This is a genomic window from Paraburkholderia sp. BGA-UO-ETr-F12, from assembly GCF_059567945.1.
The window spans coordinates 14461-30346 of the sequence record NZ_JCAQOZ010000048.1 but is presented as its reverse complement, the minus strand read 5'-3'; the positions used below and the strand labels follow the sequence as shown (position 1 = coordinate 30346).

Annotated in this window: 16 protein-coding genes; 13 read left to right on the top strand and 3 right to left on the bottom strand. The window is 62.1% G+C overall.

The window, feature by feature from the left end:
• Positions 1–88 precede the first annotated feature (88 nt).
• The 3 genes from AC57B6_RS21680 to groL all read left to right on the top strand — a co-directional run bounded on the left by AC57B6_RS21680 (position 89) and on the right by groL (position 3198).
• Positions 89–583, top strand: a complete 495-nt coding sequence (locus AC57B6_RS21680) for a hypothetical protein (RefSeq protein ID WP_496422078.1) — start codon at positions 89–91, stop codon at positions 581–583.
• 629 nt (positions 584–1212) lie between these two features.
• A complete protein-coding gene (groES, locus tag AC57B6_RS21675) occupies positions 1213–1503 on the top strand; it encodes a co-chaperone GroES (RefSeq protein ID WP_025496518.1) in 291 nt (96 codons plus the stop codon).
• 54 nt (positions 1504–1557) lie between these two features.
• A complete protein-coding gene (groL, locus tag AC57B6_RS21670; protein ID WP_025496517.1) occupies positions 1558–3198 on the top strand; it encodes a chaperonin GroEL in 1641 nt (546 codons plus the stop codon).
• 141 nt (positions 3199–3339) lie between these two features.
• On the opposite strand, the gene cysC is transcribed toward groL, so the two are convergent.
• Positions 3340–4011 carry an adenylyl-sulfate kinase gene (cysC, locus tag AC57B6_RS21665; RefSeq protein ID WP_049813605.1) on the bottom strand — a complete coding sequence of 224 codons (672 nt, stop codon included), beginning with the start codon at positions 4009–4011 and terminating at the stop codon, positions 3340–3342.
• A 231-nt stretch (positions 4012–4242) separates the two neighbouring features.
• The gene (locus AC57B6_RS21660; RefSeq protein ID WP_025496515.1) at positions 4243–5103 is read right to left on the bottom strand and encodes a hydroxymethylpyrimidine/phosphomethylpyrimidine kinase; all 861 of its coding nucleotides are present in this window, start codon (positions 5101–5103) and stop codon (positions 4243–4245) included.
• A 336-nt stretch (positions 5104–5439) separates the two neighbouring features.
• Between AC57B6_RS21660 and AC57B6_RS21655 the strand changes: the two genes are divergently transcribed.
• The 8 genes from AC57B6_RS21655 to AC57B6_RS21620 all read left to right on the top strand — a co-directional run bounded on the left by AC57B6_RS21655 (position 5440) and on the right by AC57B6_RS21620 (position 12412).
• Positions 5440–5610, top strand: a complete 171-nt coding sequence (locus AC57B6_RS21655; RefSeq protein ID WP_006047743.1) for a rubredoxin — start codon at positions 5440–5442, stop codon at positions 5608–5610.
• A 269-nt stretch (positions 5611–5879) separates the two neighbouring features.
• The gene (locus tag AC57B6_RS21650) at positions 5880–7301 is read left to right on the top strand and encodes a FimL-related protein (protein WP_496422077.1); all 1422 of its coding nucleotides are present in this window, start codon (positions 5880–5882) and stop codon (positions 7299–7301) included.
• A gap of 275 nt (positions 7302–7576) precedes the next feature.
• Complete coding sequence (locus AC57B6_RS21645) at positions 7577–8155, top strand: YqgE/AlgH family protein (RefSeq protein WP_025496512.1); 579 nt, start codon at positions 7577–7579, stop codon at positions 8153–8155.
• Between the two features lie 10 nt (positions 8156–8165).
• On the top strand, positions 8166–8606 hold the full coding sequence (gene ruvX / locus AC57B6_RS21640; protein WP_025496511.1) for a Holliday junction resolvase RuvX: 441 nt from the start codon (positions 8166–8168) through the stop codon (positions 8604–8606).
• A complete protein-coding gene (pyrR, locus tag AC57B6_RS21635) occupies positions 8593–9135 on the top strand; it encodes a bifunctional pyr operon transcriptional regulator/uracil phosphoribosyltransferase PyrR (protein ID WP_106355892.1) in 543 nt (180 codons plus the stop codon). The genes ruvX and pyrR overlap by 14 nt, the downstream gene beginning before the upstream one ends.
• A gap of 57 nt (positions 9136–9192) precedes the next feature.
• Positions 9193–10218: an aspartate carbamoyltransferase catalytic subunit gene (locus AC57B6_RS21630; protein WP_028199859.1), complete on the top strand. Its 1026-nt coding sequence runs from the start codon at positions 9193–9195 to the stop codon at positions 10216–10218.
• Between the two features lie 15 nt (positions 10219–10233).
• Positions 10234–11514: a dihydroorotase gene (locus AC57B6_RS21625; protein WP_496422076.1), complete on the top strand. Its 1281-nt coding sequence runs from the start codon at positions 10234–10236 to the stop codon at positions 11512–11514.
• Between the two features lie 37 nt (positions 11515–11551).
• Positions 11552–12412 carry a lysophospholipid acyltransferase family protein gene (locus AC57B6_RS21620; protein ID WP_252888776.1) on the top strand — a complete coding sequence of 287 codons (861 nt, stop codon included), beginning with the start codon at positions 11552–11554 and terminating at the stop codon, positions 12410–12412.
• A 49-nt stretch (positions 12413–12461) separates the two neighbouring features.
• On the opposite strand, the gene AC57B6_RS21615 is transcribed toward AC57B6_RS21620, so the two are convergent.
• Positions 12462–13382 (bottom strand): symmetrical bis(5'-nucleosyl)-tetraphosphatase, encoded by a 921-nt coding sequence (locus tag AC57B6_RS21615; RefSeq protein WP_444515182.1) that lies wholly within the window; start codon positions 13380–13382, stop codon positions 12462–12464.
• A 224-nt stretch (positions 13383–13606) separates the two neighbouring features.
• On the opposite strand from AC57B6_RS21615, the gene AC57B6_RS21610 reads away from it, so the two are divergent.
• A complete protein-coding gene (locus AC57B6_RS21610) occupies positions 13607–14518 on the top strand; it encodes a GDP-mannose 4,6-dehydratase (protein ID WP_144192865.1) in 912 nt (303 codons plus the stop codon).
• A 298-nt stretch (positions 14519–14816) separates the two neighbouring features.
• Entirely contained in the window at positions 14817–15878 is a 1062-nt protein-coding gene (gene rfbB / locus AC57B6_RS21605) for a dTDP-glucose 4,6-dehydratase (RefSeq protein ID WP_281663884.1), read from the top strand.
• The last annotated feature ends 8 nt before the right edge of the window (positions 15879–15886 follow it).

Genomic DNA, 15886 nt, shown 5'->3' with positions numbered 1-15886 from the left:
CGACGTGCGTCGCGAGTGTCCTTGCAGGTGCAACCGGCGCTCGTGGGCTCACTGGCCAGATAGTTTCTCTACGTTAGAAAAGAAAGTCATGAAGTCCAAAATAACTATCGCTTGCGCATTTGCTCTTCTCGCAGGCTGTACCACCGTTGGCCATCCGTATCCCTTTCCAAAAGACTCGGAGCCCGCCGCGGACCTCCACATTCAGGGCGCTGGAGTCTATCTCCTGACATTGAATGAAAAGGGCTGCTACACGGGAAAAACATCTGTCGACGGCAGCCCGGGCGCAGTGCCGGTGAAAGTCGTGCCGGGCAGTCCGCTCGTGATCTCTTACGAGCAGAACGCCTGCATGATGCCCGCGACCTTTACGCCGCAGAAAGATGCGCACTATTTGCTGATCGCCGAGGAAGGGGCCAAACCGTCCGACCCGAGTAGCTCGTTCGTCGGATTGCTTATGCATGCACCGCAGCGGCAATGCGCCGTCGGCGTCTTTGAACTTGATGGCGAAGGGCAACCGCTCAAGCCTGTTAAGGTGACTGCGGTGAGACCCCGTCAGACAGGACTGACGTGCATTAAATTTCGGTAGGCTGGCGAGCTGCCGCCCCTGGATGGGTCCGTAGTCGAGTCTGAATGCGGGATGAATAGTCTGGAGGTGCCGAGGCGCTTTGGTCTTCCAGACACCGGTGCGCTATCCGTTCGCGGCCTGCCGCGAGGGCTGACGTCTGCAGGGCTCGGTGCAGTACTTGGAAGCCCCCCATCAGGAACCGTCCTGACAATCTCGCGGTATTCACCCGACAGCTGGTACATGCGAACCGCGCGCAGTCGGCGTCCCATCGACTCGGGGTTTTCCCTGGAGCAAAGGTAAATCGCCAGCACCTTCCCCGGCACAAGCCATCAGACAGAGCGCGCCGCTATGCTGCCCGCGCGGCCCCGCGAATCAACTCGCTTTCTGTCAACCCATTGTTTTGGCAGCAGATTCCCCCGCCGTGATGTTGATCCGGACGCAACGCGCGAGGTCAAACGGCAGCGAACAAAATTCGACCTTAAACGAATCTCGACAATCGCAGCATCGATCTCCACATCCCTTCTTGAATTTGTCACCACCCGTCCATATAATTAGCACTCGCTGCACGAGAGTGCTAACAACATCGCCGGTTGGCTTAGCCAGCCGGGTTTTCTCAGCGTTCTTCAGTCTCAATCAAGAGAGGAGTATGTATGAACCTTCGTCCTTTGCATGATCGCGTGATCGTCAAACGTCTGGATCAAGAAACCAAGACTGCGTCGGGCATCGTGATCCCCGAAGCCGCAGCGGAAAAGCCGGATCAAGGCGAAATCCTGGCAGTCGGCCCGGGCAAGCGTGACGATAAGGGTGCACAAATCGCACTCGACGTGAAGGTTGGTGACCGCGTCCTGTTCGGCAAGTACGCAGGCCAGACCGTTAAGGTCGACGGCAGCGAACTGCTCGTGATGCGCGAAGAAGACATCATGGCCGTGGTGCAGAAGTAAGCGAGTAACTCGCTACTTACCCGGTTATATCCCAAGAATTCAAGGAGTTAGAAGATGGCAGCTAAAGACGTCGTATTCGGTGATTCCGCCCGTGCCAAGATGGTTGAAGGCGTGAACATCCTCGCGAACGCTGTGAAGGTCACGCTGGGCCCGAAGGGTCGCAACGTTGTCCTGGAACGCAGCTTCGGCGGCCCGACGGTCACGAAGGATGGTGTTTCGGTCGCGAAAGAAATCGAACTGAAAGACAAGCTCCAGAACATGGGCGCGCAAATGGTCAAGGAAGTTGCTTCCAAGACCAGCGACAACGCAGGTGACGGCACCACGACCGCAACGGTCCTGGCTCAGTCGATCGTCCGCGAAGGCATGAAATACGTTGCATCGGGCATGAACCCGATGGACCTGAAGCGTGGTATCGACAAGGCTGTGACGGCCGCGATCGAAGAACTGCGCAAGATCAGCAAGCCGTGCACGACCAACAAGGAAATCGCTCAAGTTGGCGCGATTTCGGCAAACAGCGACTCGTCGATCGGCGACCGTATCGCTGAAGCAATGGACAAGGTCGGCAAGGAAGGCGTCATCACGGTTGAAGACGGCAAGTCGCTGCAAGACGAGCTGGACGTTGTCGAAGGTATGCAATTCGACCGCGGCTACCTGTCGCCGTACTTCATCAACAACCCGGACAAGCAAGTTGCTGTTCTGGACAACCCGTTCGTGCTGCTGCACGACAAGAAGGTCTCGAACATTCGTGACCTCCTCCCGGTTCTGGAACAAGTCGCCAAGGCTGGCCGTCCGCTGCTGATCATCGCAGAAGACGTCGAAGGCGAAGCACTGGCAACGCTGGTGGTGAACAACATTCGCGGCATCCTGAAGACTGTTGCTGTCAAGGCTCCGGGCTTCGGCGATCGTCGTAAGGCCATGCTGGAAGACATCGCGATCCTGACGGGCGGTCAAGTTATCGCTGAAGAAACCGGCCTGACGCTCGAAAAGGCAACGCTGGCCGAACTGGGTCAAGCGAAGCGTATCGAAGTGGGCAAGGAAAACACGACGATCATCGACGGCGCTGGCGAAGCAGCAAACATCGAAGCGCGTGTGAAGCAAGTTCGCACGCAAATCGAAGAAGCTACGTCGGACTACGACCGTGAAAAGCTGCAAGAACGCGTTGCCAAGCTGGCAGGCGGCGTTGCAGTGATCAAGGTCGGCGCTGCGACCGAAGTCGAAATGAAGGAAAAGAAGGCACGTGTCGAAGACGCACTGCACGCAACGCGCGCAGCTGTGGAAGAAGGCATCGTGGCTGGCGGCGGCGTCGCACTGATCCGCGCTCGCACGGCAATCGCTGGCCTGAAGGGCGCGAATGCTGATCAAGATGCAGGTATCAAGATCGTTCTGCGCGCAATGGAAGAACCGCTGCGCCAGATCGTCACGAACGGCGGCGAAGAAGCGAGCGTCGTGGTGGCAGCAGTTGCAGCAGGCAAGGGCAACTACGGCTACAACGCAGCAACCGGCGAGTACGTCGACCTCGTTGACGCAGGTGTCGTGGACCCGACGAAGGTTACGCGTACGGCGCTGCAAAACGCAGCTTCGGTCGCTGGCCTGCTGTTGACCACCGACGCAGCTGTGTGCGAACTGCCGAAGGAAGATGCTCCGATGCCTGGCGGTATGCCCGGCGGCATGGGTGGCATGGGCATGGACATGTAATTTCGGTTGGGCCTCTCTCCATGAGAGGCTCGGTTCGAATCACATGGGGAAGTGCGCCGCGAGGCGTGCTTCTCAAAAGCAAAAACCCGCAGAAATGCGGGTTTTTGCTTTTGGGGCGAGCGGTGCTGCTCCGAGGACCGTTCAATATTGCGTGTGCGCTGCGCAGCAGGGATCCGTCAGGCAGTTGTCGTGCAAGTAGGCGAACAGTTTTCCCACGCTTTCGGCCGGCGTCAGCGTTGCGGTGTCTATATTCAGTTCAGGATCGGTTGGGACTTCATAGGGCGCCGATACCCCGGTGAATGACGGAATCTCGCCATTCCGGGCTTTGGCATAGAGACCTTTTGGATCCCGGCGGGCGCAAGCGTCGACAGAGGCCGACAGGTAGGTTTCGATGAAATTGCCGGGCCCGATGATTTCGCGCGCCATTGCCCGGTCTTCGCGCATCGGCGAGATCAGAGCCGTAATGACGATCAAGCCCGCGTCGTTCATCAATTGGGCCACGTGCGCCACCCGGCGAATATTTTCCCGCCGGTCTTTGCTGTCGAAGCCAAGATCGCTTGCCAAGCCGTGGCGGACATTGTCGCCGTCGAGAACATAGCACGCGTGGCCTAGCGCTGCGAGCCGCCGCTCGAGTTCGAAAGCGATGGTTGATTTGCCCGCCCCGGACAATCCCGTCAGCCAGATCGTGACCGGCTTGTGGCGGAACATTTGCATCCTGTCGCGGCTGGTAACTTCGCCGTGGCTGCGTTGCAGGAAGGCGCGGGAGTCGTCAGGAGCACCGGCTGGTAAGGGAATGGGTGTCGGCGACGACATAGAGCTATATGACAGAATTACGAATCGAAAGTCTAACCTGATGATAAAACGTTCGTTGTAACGTTTGATTACAAGTTTGAAAGTGGGTTTGCGCCCGAAAGGGCGGCCAGAGGATTGTTCAAAAAGAAAAAACCCCGCAGAAATGCGGGTTTTTCATGGGTGCTGCCAGGTTATGGCTGTAATGCTCGCCATGCGCTTGCCGCTCATGCCGCTGATGCCTCGCGTCGAATATTAATGACGCGCCTCACCCGGCGCCGCGTCCTTACCCGCGGCCGGCGGTGTATCGTCGTCGCTGCTGCGGGCCCAGAAGAAGCGATCTGGCATATACGCGCCCATTCCTGGCCGAAATGCGCTGCGCACTGCCTGATACAGGTACTCCTGTGCTTCGCGCACGGCTTCGGCCGGTTCCTGACCGTTGGCCAGCAGGGCAGCAATCGCGGAACCGAGCGTGTCCGTGATGCCCATGATCCTGTGACTGCCGCGGTCCCACATGTCCTGGCGCAGTTGGCCGTCTTCGCTGAACAGCGTATTGACGAGCCGGTGCGTACCGGTTTCCGTCGACAGAATGTACTCACAACCTTGTGACAGCAAATGCGAGATCGCTGCGTCGAGGCTCGGCGCCTCGGCGTCGCCGTCCGGTTGAGCGAGCGCGAGCAGCGTGGCCGAATCGGCGACCAGCAAGGTGGTTTGCGGTGCGAGCAGGTCGGCAATCGCTTCGCGCAGTTCGTCGGCGGCGAGCACGTGTTCGTCGTCGAGCGTGAAGTCGGGGGCAAGGATCAGCGGGATGTCGTCGTAATCGGCGACCACTTCGGCAATCGCGCTCACCACTTCCGCACGCGTGCATGCGCCGACCTTGAACGCGGCGATCGGCATATCTTCGAGCAGCATCCGGGCCTGGGTCGCGACTACTTCAGGGTCGAGCCCGGTGACTTCGTCGCAGCTTGCCGAGTCGCGCACGGTATAGCCGGTGAGTACGGAGACGCCATGGCAACCCATGCTGGCAAGCGTCATCAGGTCGGCTTGCAGGCCGGAGCCGCCGGTGGGATCGGAAAGGCCGAAGGTGAGGACGATCGGAGGCGTATCGCTGGGCATGAAAATTTGCAAAAAGGGGCTGTATTTAGGCGCAGACGGTGCGCAATCGGCTCAATTATGCGGCCTAAACTGTCATGAAGGCGTTTTTTCGCATTCTTCGATGTCCTGCTGCAAGCCGGCAGCGGCTATCTGGCGAGCAGGCGGCAAATCCAGGCGCAGGGGCGAGTCGGTCATGCAGTGGCACTACGCCGCAAGCGTGCCACGCAGCGACCCGCCCGGCATCGCCGAAGGCCGTCGCACGCCGCGATTTGCGCGTTTCTGATTGCTAGGCATTGGGGCGGCAACACGGTACCATCATGGCTCCCGTTTCCACGGACTCTACGACGCGACACAAGAATGGAATATCAAAGCTGGATGTGCCTGATTTGCGGCTGGATTTACGACGAAGAAGCCGGTTTGCCGGACGAAGGCATTGCGCCGGGCACTCGTTGGGAGGACGTTCCCATCAACTGGACCTGTCCGGAATGCGGAGCGCGCAAGGAAGACTTCGAGATGGTCCAGATCTGAGATCCGAGGGGGTAAACGGCGGTGCCCGGGCATTGTCTGACTGGGCGCCGGTCGTACGTCCGCCGCGCGGCGCTTTGCAGACGGCGCCGCCCGGATCGAACGCGATTCGTGCGTTCGGAACGCCGCCCCAACGCGTCGATGCGGAACGTCCCCGGTTGCACCGTGTCGCAGCGGTAGTCTGTCATTGTTCTGTCGCCAGTTCGCGCGTTAGCCGATCAGTCTCTCGTGCAGCGCCGGGCGGCGGCCCGTCAGCTTCCTGTCGCTAGCCCATGACTCTTCGATCCGCTGCACCTGATTCCTTCGATGCCTTGCCGAATCCGCGCGGCGGCGCTGTCCGTTCCGCAGAGCTGGCGCTGGCCGAGGCGCTGCTGGCGTTCGAGCAACACAGCGAGAGCACCTCGGCGTTATTGCGTGCGTCGCACGCGTTGCGCGAGGCAGGCTGGCTGAGCGCGCAGCGCTTCGCGGACGCGCTGGTGCGGCTTTCGCCTTTGGCCGACGAGGGGAGTCCGGCGAGCCCGGCTGACGCGGACAACGCGCGATCCGTGTTCGGTGCGGCGTTGCGCGATTTCCGCGCGGCGCTCGAGCGTCACAATCTGCACGAGCTGTCCTGTTCGCCCACTCTGTTCAGGCACTATCGCGCGCTCTGCACCCATCTGTCGGAACACACGCCGGGTTCAACCGCCGCGTTCGAAGACCTCGCGCTGACCTCACGTCCGATACCGCCGGTGTCGCTGCACGCCCAGCCCGCTGATCAACTGGCTCATTTGCGGGCGCGCTACGAGCGCGCGCTGCTGCCCGTGTTGCGCGCGCAGCCCGACAACAGCGGCGCCGCGCTGGCGTTCACCAATGCCGCGCTCGACGAACTGGACGCAGTCCTGTCCGAACTCGCCGGCCCGGATTCCTACGATTTCTGGCGTCTCGCCAAAGCGTGCGCGAAGGCGCTGCGCGTCAGCGGCCGTGCTGCCGGAGAAGCCGACGCGCGGCGTTTCTATGCGCGCTGCAATCTCACGCTGGCCGATCACGCGCGCGGCATCGAGCGTGCGCCGCGTTCGCTGGTGCGCGCGACGCTGGCGCTGCTGTGGCGCGACTACGCGCTATTTGGCGCTGCAGCGGAAGATGCCGATCAGGTCGAAGTGCTGCACGACTACGGCCTGACGGTCGATTGGCACGTCGCCGGTACGCAGGCTTCCGAAATGCTCTGGGAGGCGGGCGCCGTGCAGGCGCAAGCAATCAGCGCGACTCGCAGTTCGCTGACGCGCGAACTGGGTGTGCTGACCGTCAACGCGCACGCTTACGAAGATTTCCTGCAGACGGCGGATGCGTCGATTTCGGCGCTGACCGAACACGCCCGCGCGGCCGATCAGCCCGAGAAAGCCGATCCGAGCGAAGCGCTGCAGGCGGGCGATGCCGCCTACCGGCTCGGCGCTGCCGCATGCGCGCTGGGCTTGGGCCACGTGGCGCTGGTAGCCGACGCGCTCGGGCTGGCGTGGCGCCGCCGCGCGCATGCCGGCGTTTCCACGCCGGCAGTGCGCTCGCACGTCATCGTCGGAGCGCCTGCGGCGAGCACGCTCGAGCAGGCTGCCGAGGCGTTGCGCGCGATGTTGCACAAAGTCGCCGCCGGCGTCGCGCCGACCGGCAGCAACACCGCGCTGGCCGCGTTGACGCGCGCGATCGAGCAGGGCGGCACCTGAGCGGCCGCGCAATTGGCGCAACCGGCACAATTGGCAGCCTGTCCCGCGCGCCGGCAGACACCCTCAGCCGGCCGCCGCGAGGAGCAAGGTTCGGACCCGGCGGCGCGCGCCCAGCGTGTCGCAAAACACCTCTAACGCACCGTGGACAAGGCCTGCGTGCGTGATAGAGTGCAACTTGATTCGCCGTCGATGGCTCGCGGCGCTCTTCATCGCGCATGTTGCGCTCCAGCGCCCAAAGCCAGCCATCCTGCATCGTCTTTGCTAAAATTCGAACTATGTCCAAGAGTACCGATCGCATCAATCTGACCAACCAGTTCCTGATCGCCATGCCGAGCATGGCCGATCCCACGTTTTCAGGAACGGTGGTCTACCTTTGCGATCACAGTGAGCGCGGTGCGCTCGGCCTCGTGATCAACCGGCCGACCGATATCGATCTTGAAGCGCTCTTCAGTCGCATCGATCTCAAGCTCGAGATCGAACCCCTTCTTCATGTGCCCGTGTATTTCGGTGGCCCGGTGCAAACCGAGCGTGGCTTCGTGCTGCACGATCCGAAAGACGGCAATGCGTATACGTCATCCATGTCGGTACCGGGCGGCCTTGAAATGACCACCTCGAAAGACGTGCTCGAAGCCGTCGCGAGCGGTACCGGTCCGGAACGCTTCCTGCTCACGCTCGGTCATGCCGGCTGGGCCGCGGGTCAACTCGAGGAAGAGATTTCCAAGAACGGCTGGCTCACGGTTGAAGCCGACCCGAAAATCGTTTTCGACGTGCCCGCCGAACAACGCTTGGAAGCCGCGCTCGCGCTGCTCGGCATTTCGCTGTCGATGCTGTCGGGCGAAGCAGGTCACGCATGAAAGGTAGCGTATGAGTCCGCCGGCCGGACGTGAGGCGACGCTGCTTGCGTTCGACTATGGTGAAAAGCGGATCGGCGTGGCGGTGGGCAACTCGCTCACCCGTAGCGCACGGGCGCTTGTGATCGTGCAGAACCGCAGCCGCGAATACCGTTTCGAGGCGATCGGCAAGCTGATTGCCGAGTGGAAGCCGGACGCGCTGGTGGTCGGCTTGCCGATGCACCCGGACGGCACGCCGCACGAGATGACCCAACTCGCGAAGCGCTTCGGCAATCAACTGAATGGCCGCTTCAATCTGCCGGTGACGTGGATCGACGAGCGCTATTCGTCAGTCGAAGCGAAGGCGGAAATTCGCGCCGGCAACGGCCGCGCCGACATGCTGGACGCCGAAGCCGCCAGCATTATTCTCCAGCAATATCTAGATGGACTTTCCGACGATCATGAGTTCCATTGATGCCGAAGCGCTATACAGCGCTTTGCTCGAGCAGATTCGTGCTGCCTATGGCGACAGGCTCGGCGCAGGGCCAGACAGTGCGGAAGGCGCCGTGCTGGCCGGTATTTACAGTGGCGGCGCGTGGCTCGCCGAGCGCCTCGCGCGCGACCTGCACGTGCCCAGCTTCGGCGTGGTGAATGTCGCGCTGCATCGTGACGATTACGCGAAAAAAGGCTTGCACTCACAGGCGAGCCCGACCTCACTGCCATTTTCCGTGGACAAGCGCCGCATCGTGCTGGTGGACGACGTGCTATACACCGGCCGCACGATCCGCGCGGCGCTGAACGAACTGTACGACTATGGCCGGCCGGCGTCGGTCGAACTGGCGGTGCTGGCGGATCGCGGTGGACGCGAGTTGCCGGTGGCGGCCCGCTTCGTCGGCGGCGTGGTGCAAGTGCCGGCCGAGATGACGCTCGTGCTGAGCCGCGAAGAGGGCGGCGCACACGGCAATCAGCGTTTCACCTTTCACACCGAAGCCCGCGTCGATTGAACGCGGCTTTGCGCATCGAGTCGCATTGAGCCGCATTGAGCAATAAGCAGGTACACCATGAACACCGCCACCCAGGCCTCCCAGGATTCAGCCGACGGCGCCACCGAGCGCTTCCGCTACGGCTTTCTGAAGGGCAATCCGCAGCTCACGAAAAACGGCGAGCTCAAACATCTGTTGTCGATCGAAGGCTTGCCGAAGGCGATCGTCAATCACATTCTCGATACCGCCGACCAGTTCGTCAGCGTGACCGATCGCGAAGTGAAGAAGGTGCCGCTGTTGCGCGGCAAGTCGGTGTTCAATCTGTTCTTCGAGAACTCGACGCGCACACGCACGACCTTCGAGATCGCCGCGACGCGTTTATCTGCGGACGTGCTGAATCTGAACATCAATGCTTCGTCGACGAGCAAAGGTGAGTCGCTGCTCGATACGATCAACAACCTCTCGGCGATGCATGCCGATATGTTCGTCGTGCGCCATGCGTCGAGCGGCGCACCGTATCTGATCGCGCAGCACTGCGCACCGCACGTGCATGTGATCAACGCCGGCGACGGCCGTCACGCACACCCGACCCAGGGTCTGCTCGACATGTACACGATCCGCCACTACAAGAAGGATTTCACGAATCTGCGCGTGGCGATTGTCGGCGACATTCTGCATTCGCGGGTCGCGCGTTCGGACATTCATGCACTGACCACGCTCGGCGTGCCGGAAGTGCGCGCAATCGGTCCGCGCACGCTGTTGCCGGGTGGCCTGGAGCAGATGGGCGTGCGCGTATTCCATAACCTCGACGAAGGCCTGAAAGACGTCGACGTGATCATCATGCTGCGTCTGCAAAACGAGCGGATGAGTGGCGCGCTGCTGCCGTCCGCGCAGGAATACTTCAAGAGCTGGGGTTTGACGCCGGAGCGCCTCGCGCTCGCCAAACCCGACGCCATCGTGATGCACCCGGGTCCGATGAACCGCGGCGTCGAAATCGATTCGCAGGTGGCCGACGGCCCGCAATCGGTGATCCTGAACCAGGTGACGTTCGGTATCGCGGTGCGCATGGCGGTGATGGGCATTGTCGCCGGCAACCACGACTAAAAAATAAGGCAGCGCATGAAGATTCATATTCAGGGTGGCACGCTGATCGATCCGGCAGCGGGCACCGAACAGCAGCAGGACATTTTTATCGCGGCGGGCAAGATCGTTGCCATTGGCAACGCGCCCGCTGATTTCAGTGCCGAAAAGACGATCGATGCCAAAGGCCTCTCGATTACGCCGGGTCTGGTCGACCTGTCCGCGCGCTTGCGCGAACCGGGCTACGAACACAAGGCGACGCTCGAATCCGAAATGGCCGCCGCGCTCGCGGGCGGTGTGACGAGCCTCGTGTGTCCGCCGGATACCGATCCGACGCTCGATGAACCGGGCCTCGTGGAGATGCTCAAGTTCCGCGCGCGCAATCTGAACCAGGCGCATGTGTATCCGCTCGGCGCGTTGACGGTCGGTCTGAAAGGCCAGGTCATCACCGAGATGGTTGAATTGACCGAAGCGGGTTGTATCGGCTTTTCGCAGGCCGACGTGCCGGTGGTCGACACGCAGGTGCTGATGCGCGCGTTGCAGTACGCGAAGACCTATGGCTTCACGGTGTGGCTGCGCCCGGTCGATGCGTATCTCGGCAAGGGCGGCGTGGCCGCGAGCGGTGCGCTGGCGTCGCGGCTTGGATTGTCGGGCGTGCCGGTGTCGGCTGAGACGATCGCGCTGCATACGATCTTCGAACTGGTTCGCGTGACGGGCGCACGGGTGCATCTGTCGCATGTGTCGTCGGCGGCGGGCATCGAATTGATGCGTGCGGCCAAGGCCGAAGGCTTGCCGGTATCGTGCGACGTCACCGTGAACCATGTGCATCTGATCGACCTCGACATCGGCTACTTCGACGCGCAATTCCGGCTCGATCCGCCGTTGCGCCAACAGCGCGATCGCGAAGCGATACGCGCGGGTCTCCTCGACGGCACGATCGACGCGATCTGCTCCGACCACACGCCGGTCGACGACGACGAAAAACTCCTGCCGTTCGCCGAAGCCACGCCTGGTGCGACCGGCCTCGAATTGTTCCTGTCGCTGACGGTCAAGTGGGCCGACGAAGCGCGCGTGCCGTTGGCGAAGGCGCTTAACCGCATCACCACGGCGCCGGCCGATGTGCTGAAGCTGGGTGCTGCGGGCCGCATCGCCGTGGGCTCGGTCGCCGATCTTTGTGTGTTCGACCGCCACGCATATTGGCGTGTCGAACCGCGCGCACTGAAGAGCCAGGGACACAACACGCCGTTCCTCGGCTATGAACTGCCGGCGCGCGTGCGGGCGACCATCGTGTCCGGTCACGTTGCATTCGAACAGCACTAATATCCGCGGCAATGCCCAGTTACGGAAAGCTCCGACCATGAAGCTCGCGTTACGCAAAGCCCGTCTTATCGCGCATCTGCTGCACGGCATGTGGATCGTCGCGACGCGCTTTCACAAAGTTGGCGCTGAAGGGCGGCTGACACTCAATCGCGAATGGTCGCTGAAAATGCTGCGCCTATGCGGCATGCGGCTCGTCGTGCATAACGACAGCGCACGGCTCGACCGCGGCGCGCTGGTGGTCGCCAATCACATCTCATGGATAGACATCTATGTGATCAATGCGTGGCGGCCCACGCCGTTCGTCTCGAAGGCCGAGATCCGGCAGTGGCCGGTGGTCGGCTGGCTGGCGCAGCAATTGGGCACGGTGTTCATCCAGCGCGAGAAACGCAGCGACGCGAAGCGCATCATGCACGAGCTGTCCGACCGTCTGAGCGCGGGCGAGCTGATGTGCGTGTTTCCTGAAGGGACGACGTCGAACGGGCTGGCGCTGCTGCCGTTCCACGCGAATATGTTTCAGGCCGCCGTGTCGGCGTCGGCGCCGGTGCAGCCGCTGTGCATCATGTACGAAGATGCGCGGGGCCGCCAGTCCACCGCGCCTGCCTATATCGACGATCTGACGCTGGCCGACTCGCTGAATATGTTGCTGAGCGGCGGCCCGTTGACCGCGCACGTGTATGTCGGCGCACCGCTTGCGCCGGGCGCGGACAGACGGACGCTGGCGGCCGAGGCGGAAAGGGTGATTGCGGCGGCGTTGCGGGAGATGCAGGGCGGTATGACGACTTCCGGAGCCGCGATCGCGGCGTCGATCTCCTCGCCTGCCGCTGCTAACGACGCCAGTGCTTCCGACGCCCCGGCGGTGTTGATCGAGCCGGCCGATCGGTCGGGCCGCTCGGCTTGACCGGTCTCGCCGGACGGTCAAAGCCCCCGGCTTTTTAGAAGCCGGCTTTCTAGTTGCCGCCGGCCGGCGCGCGGCAGGTCTCGCAGTCAACCTGAGTCAGCGTGCGCTCCGCGGGATTTTGCGCGAGGCGCACGGCGGAGAGCTTTTCGCCCCATACGCAGCCGGAATCCAGCCCGATCAGATTGTCGCGCAAGGTCAAACCGAGCGCGGCCCAATGGCCGAACACCATCGTCACATCCGCGGTCTTGCGCGACGGCACGTCGAACCACGGCATGCTGCCCGGCGGGGCGGAATTCAGGCCGCCGCTGCTGCTGAAATCCATTACGCCTTCGGCATTGCAGAAGCGAATGCGCGTCAGTGCGCTGCACGTGAGACGCAGTCGCTCGATGCCCTTGAGGCCGGGTGTCCAGCGATTCGGCTCATTGCCGTAGAGCCCGGCGAGCGTTTCCTTCCAGTTCGGCGCGCGCAGCGCCCGCTGCAATTCGTCGGCCAGTTCCATGGTCAGCGCGGCGTCCCATTGCGGCAGCACGCCCGCATGGACCATCAGCATGCCGTTATCGAAATGCGCGAGCGGACGGTGGCGGACCCATTCGAGCAGATCGGCGGCATCCGGTGCGGAAAGGATGTCGTTGATCGTGTCGCCTTTCTTCGATTTGCGGATTCCCGCCGACACCGATAGCAGATGCAAGTCGTGGTTGCCCAGCACCGGCACTGCGCGCTCTCCCAGCGCGATGATGTCGCGCAGCGTGGCGAGCGACTCGGAGCCCCGGTTGATCAGGTCGCCGGCGAACCATAGCGGCGTGTCCGCGGGCGGCGCGGCTTTGGCCAGCAACTGCTGGAACGGCGTGCGGCAGCCTTGCAGGTCGCCGAAAGCGAGCGGCAGCGGGTGCGGCTGCGGGGCGGCGCTGGCGGTGGCGGCGGAAGCGGCGGTGGAAGAAGTGGAGGCGGTGGAAGCGGGGGAGGATGTCATCGGAAGTCGGTGCAGTTCGATACACGCGGTTACGAACAAGGTGTGCCGCGTTGGGCGGTGCAGCAAGTTAGCGTGACATAATAGCCCGTTTGAAGCACGGGTATCGCGGATGCGCCGAGCCGAGCCGCCAGCAATGGGCGGTGCCGGGCTTGAGTTCAGACGTGCCGCTGCCGGCGCGCGCGATATTGCACCACAACAGGATGACCCTCGTGAACGGAGAAAGCATGCCGTCTATTCATGCACAGCAACCTATCCGCACGCTCGTCACCGGGGCGACTGGCTTCACGGGCCGCTATCTGGTCGACAACCTGCTTGGCCGCGGTCATACCGTGATCGAAACCGTGGCTGGGCGCAACGAACCGGAAACGCCGACACGCGTCAGGCTCGATATTACGTCGCCCGATATGTGCCGGCGTGTGATCGAAACCGTGCGGCCCGACTACATCGTGCATCTGGCTGCGATCAGCTTCGTAGGCCATAACGATCCGCTCGATTTTTATCGCGTCAATGTGCTCGGTACGCTGAATCTGCTGGAGGCCTGCGCAGCCGTTGGCCATACGCCCCGCAAGCTGTTGATCGCGAGCAGCGCGAACGTGTACGGCAATGTCACGAGCGATGCTATCGACGAAACGTTCCCGGTCACGCCGGTGAACCACTATGCCGCCAGCAAGGCGGCGATGGAAACAATGGTGCGGACCTGGTTCGACCGTCTGCCGATTCTGATCGTGCGGCCGTTCAACTACACCGGCCGCGGGCAGGCATCCAACTTCCTCGTGCCGAAGATCGTCGAGCATTTTGCGCGGCGTGAACCGGCTATCGAACTCGGCAATATCGACGTGGCGCGCGATTTTTCGGACGTGCGCTACGTGGCGAGCGCCTATGAGGCTTTGCTCGACTCGGCGGCCGCGGCCGAAACGGTTAATGTCTGCACTGGCACGCCGTATACGCTGCGCGAGATTCTGTCGGCGGCGAGCGATCTGACCGGGCATGAGATCGAGATTCAGGTCAATCCGGCTTTCGTGCGTCAAACCGACGTAAAGATGCTGGCGGGGTCGCCGGCCAAGCTGCGTTCGCTGGTGCCGAAAGTCGAGGCCATTCCGTTTATGGATACGCTGCGGTGGATGTTGGCGGCTTAAGTCGCGCAATCCACGGTATTTGCGCTCATTTGTCGTTATCTTGCGTTGTGGTGGCGCGTTAGGCTACTTCCTTGCTAAGTAGTCGAAACCAAACTTGTCAAGCTGTTTCAAGTTGTTAGGGTTCTAGTTTTTGCTTCGGGCGGCTTTATAATCGGGGCTTCATAAGATTGGCGTTTGAGCGCCTGCCTGCTGTGCGAGGGGCTGCGCCGGGCGTTGACAAGAATCCGACACCACAACGCGGGGCGTGTGGATCGGCAAAGCGAATCCGATCCGCCACCAACATCTAGAAGGAAATTACATGATCCTGGTAACGGGCGGTGCCGGCTTTATCGGCGCCAATTTCGTGCTCGACTGGCTTGATACGTCGGACGAAGCGGTGCTGAATGTAGACAAACTCACTTACGCCGGCAATCTGGGTACGCTCAAGTCGCAACAGGGAAATCCCCGGCACGTGTTCGTGCGCGCCGATATCTGCGATCGCGCCGCAATGGACGCGCTTTTTGCCGAGCACAAACCGCGTGCCGTGCTGCACTTCGCCGCGGAAAGCCATGTGGACCGTTCAATCCACGGTCCGGCGGATTTTGTGCAGACCAACGTGGTTGGCACCTTTACCTTGCTTGAAGCCGCTCGCCAGTACTGGAACACGCTCGGCGAGGCCGACAAGGCCGCGTTCCGTTTCCTGCATGTTTCGACCGACGAGGTATTCGGCTCGCTCTCCGCTACCGATCCGCAGTTTTCCGAAACCACGCCGTACGCGCCGAACAGTCCCTATTCGGCCACCAAGGCGGGTTCCGATCATCTGGTGCGCGCCTACCATCACACGTATGGTTTGCCGGTGCTCACCACGAACTGCTCGAACAACTACGGTCCGTACCAGTTCCCCGAAAAGCTGATTCCGCTGATGATCGCCAACGCACTCAGCGGGAAGGCGCTGCCGGTTTATGGCGACGGTCAGAACGTGCGCGACTGGCTGTATGTCGGCGACCATTGCAGCGCGATCCGCGAAGTGCTCGAGCGCGGGACGCCGGGCGAGACGTACAACGTCGGCGGCTGGAACGAAAAGAAGAACCTCGACGTCGTGCATACGCTGTGCGACTTGCTCGACCAGTTGCGTCCGAAGGCGGGCTCCTCGTACCGCGACCAGATCACCTACGTGAAAGATCGTCCGGGCCACGACCGCCGTTATGCAATCGACGCTCGCAAGCTCGAGCGCGAACTCGGCTGGAAGCCGGCCGAGACGTTCGAAACGGGTCTTGCCAAGACAGTTCAATGGTATCTGGACAATCAGGCGTGGTCTGACGAAGTCGCTTCGGGCGAGTATCGGAAGTGGGTTGAGACCAACTACGCGCAGCGCGCGTAAGGGCACGG